Annotated in this window: 1 pseudogene; it reads right to left on the bottom strand. The window is 57.4% G+C overall.

Going from position 1 to position 3095, the window contains the following annotated elements:
- Positions 1-1931: 1931 nt before the first annotated feature.
- A pseudogene (locus Q0K62_RS07930) lies at positions 1932-3095 on the bottom strand (hypothetical protein); the annotation flags it as partial.

The following is a 3095-nucleotide window of genomic DNA, read 5'->3' as shown; positions in this document are numbered from 1 at the left end:
TCCCATCATGAAACGTGGTTGGTTCTTGTTCTGTCGCATGACCATATCAGCTTTCGGCAGGGAACCTGGCGGTCATCCGGTTTCGGGGCGGAGGGGGCTGATTGAACGCCAGCGGGTGTTATGACAATCATTGCTCGGCATCTGGTGTCTTTCATGTTCAAGCAAACCGCAATTCTGTTCGTTTGGGATGAAAACGATTGACCTGTCCAGATTCGACGGAGGACGTCCGATTTTCAATTTCGCAGTAGATAAGGAATTCGAGATGATCCAGCAATGGCAGGGTGGCCAGTCCCACCTACCTACTGGTTGCGAGACTGGCGATGCCCATGATCGTCATGAGTATTCCTCAGCTCAGGTCTATGACCACCTACTCGCGGTCACTTTCTGTAGGTCTTTGGCTAGTGCCCTTTCATGGGGTATTTTGCATTGCCGTTGACGGAGAAGATCGCACAGGGAAATCGCAGCCCATGGTGTGATGTGTATCCATCCCTCATGTCCTCTGGTCAAGTTGGTCTCCTTGATGATGAGCCAACACATCTTCATCATGACTGATCGCATATGGGAGCGCGGCAGTTTTCATTGTCGGACGGATTGCCGGTTCCTCCGTGACGCGGTCGGCATGGCAATCGTTGTCTTGGCCGAAGACCGAGTGACCAATCGAGTCGGCAGGATGAGGCTTCCAGGCCAGGGGTATCCCACGACCTCGTTGTCATGATCGTGGTGATTTTCATGAAGCCGTCTTCCCGTTGGGTCGCATCGGAACAGGTCTTGAATCTGACCATCCAGAACGCTGCGTCGCCAATACCGTGTGGCATGCCAAGCTGTGGAATGCAAGGATGGTATCGGTGAACGTGGCAGGGTAATAGGAAGGCCTGTCGGAGCGGACCGGCTGATCTCCGCCATCCCGATACTGGGTGCCGGCATTGGCGCGGTGGTTCACACGGTTTAGGCCATCGCCGATCCTATATGCGCACAAGGAACAGGAAGGTGGAATCCCGGGATTACAGCGGCCGTGAGTCTGGTTGGTGTTCGACTGTCAGAAGAATGGATATTACAGGGAACGATGGCTTTATGTTTTCGGCCGACGGTATCGTCCCGGCTTGGAATCCGGCGACCCCTCTAGTGATCAAAGCCATATCTCATCCTGTACGTGATGATAGGAGGTGCATCATCGTGTAAAAATCCAGATGCAGATATGACCAACGGGAACCGCCGTCGCTTTTCATCCGTAAGCGGCCGCAGGATTACCGCCATATGGTGGATTTGCAATGCAAGGGCTGCAGCAAAGTCTACAAGCTGCCGGGAGGGTTGATGGGTGGGAACTCAATGGTTATGGGCTTGACCATTGCCTGGTGTGATGCCGCCTCCAGCGCGGGGACCTATCGGTGAACCGATGAAAAGACCCGGGAGCTTTGGCTGCCCGAGCCGGGAGTCGTCTGATGCAGACATCGATCCCGGGTGGCTGTAAAGCCGGTTCACCATGGCTCGCACAAGGATGGTGGCCGTGTTGATGAACGCGAATGCATGCACTCATCGGTTTTCGGCCGGGGCGAATATCGGTTCATGATGTTGGACGCCGCGATGAAGATATGACGGGGACCGGTCGTCAGCTGTTTCTCAGGATGGCGGAATCGGTGTGCTGGCAATATTTATCTCCTCGCCTTTCGATCATGTTTGTTGCTTGAAACGTGATCTGCATGGGACCCACGTCAATATCGGTAAAGACTCGCTCGGCTGATGATGATTTCAGGCGAGTGCGGGGTAATCATGTTCCCCGAGCCGTTTGGACGAAAAGCAGTGTGCGCCGATGGGCTGAGAATTGGAAAATGGTGGCCCCATCCCAGTTGGGGGAGGGGATGGGGCCACCTGATGTCCGGACCGTTGTATTGGGGATTGTCGCGGTCCGGACCTGCTTACTCGAGTGAAGTTTGTCAGTGGGTGCTTGTTCGATATCTGTGGAATTTGGTGGCGGCAATCATGAAAGCCAAGCCGACCAGGATCATCAGGAGAATTCCTTTACCTCCGGTTAGGGGCAGATTGCCTATAGGCGTATATCTATACGTGTTGGTGGTGTCAGGGGTCTGTCCTACCTCGTTCAGGGACCAATCGATGGTGACCGTCACGTTGCCTGGGTCATGGCCGGGTGCGGTCACTCTCCAGGTGCCATCCGTATTGTCCACAGGACTTGTTCCTTCATCTTGACCGAAACGTACGTGGGTGGGCATGACTCGCAGGGGGAATGGGACCATCCCCGGCAGGAAGTCCTGTGCGCCGTTCATGATCGCGTGCCCCAGTTGCAGCCAATCGTTCCACCCCCAGGTGTAGAGGTTCCCGTCGGAGCCGATCGCCATGGAATGGTGGTATGCGGCGTTGGCCTGGGTGAAACGGACCCCGTCGGGTGCCGCTACGCGTCCTGGCCGATTGGCCGGCGTGATATCACTGGGATCGCGCCCCAGAGTGGAGGTGTCGTTGACCCCCCAGGTGTAGAGGTTCCCGTCGGAGCCGAGCGCCAGGACATGTGACCATCCCGCGTTGGCCTGGGTGAAACGGACCCCGTCGGGTGCCGCCACGGGTCCTGGCCGATTGGCGGGCGTACTGAAGCTCGGATCACGTCCCAGGATGTCGCCGTTGATGTTTCCCGAAGGATCGTCATTGCTGGTAGCCCCCCACGTATAGACGTCTCCATCGGAACCCAGGGCTAGGGAATAGCCGAATCCTGCACTGACCTGGGTGAAACGGACCCCGTCGGCTGCCGCTACGCGTGCCGGCCTGTTGGCGGGCGTGCCGCCATCAGGACTGCGTCCCAGTTGGCCGCTGCTGTTGTCTCCCCAGGAATAGATATTCCCATCGGAGTCTAGAGCCATAGCATGTGATGAACCAGCACTGACCTGGGTGAAACGGACCCCGTCGGGTGCTTCTACGCGTGTCGGCCGGCCGGCCGGCGTATCCTCGTTGGGATCGCGTCCCAGTTCACCCTCACTGCTGTCTCCCCAGGAATAGATGCTTCCGTCGGATCCGAGGGCCAAGGCGTAGTCGAGTCCTGCACCGGCCTGGGTGAAGGTGACGCCGGTGGGTGGTGTGACCCGTCCGGGCCG

It is taken from the genome of uncultured Bifidobacterium sp. (assembly GCF_945269915.1).
Lineage (GTDB): Bacteria > Actinomycetota > Actinomycetes > Actinomycetales > Bifidobacteriaceae > Bombiscardovia > Bombiscardovia indica.
Note: the sequence above shows the minus strand (reverse complement) of the source record. Positions and strands in the feature narration are given on the sequence as shown.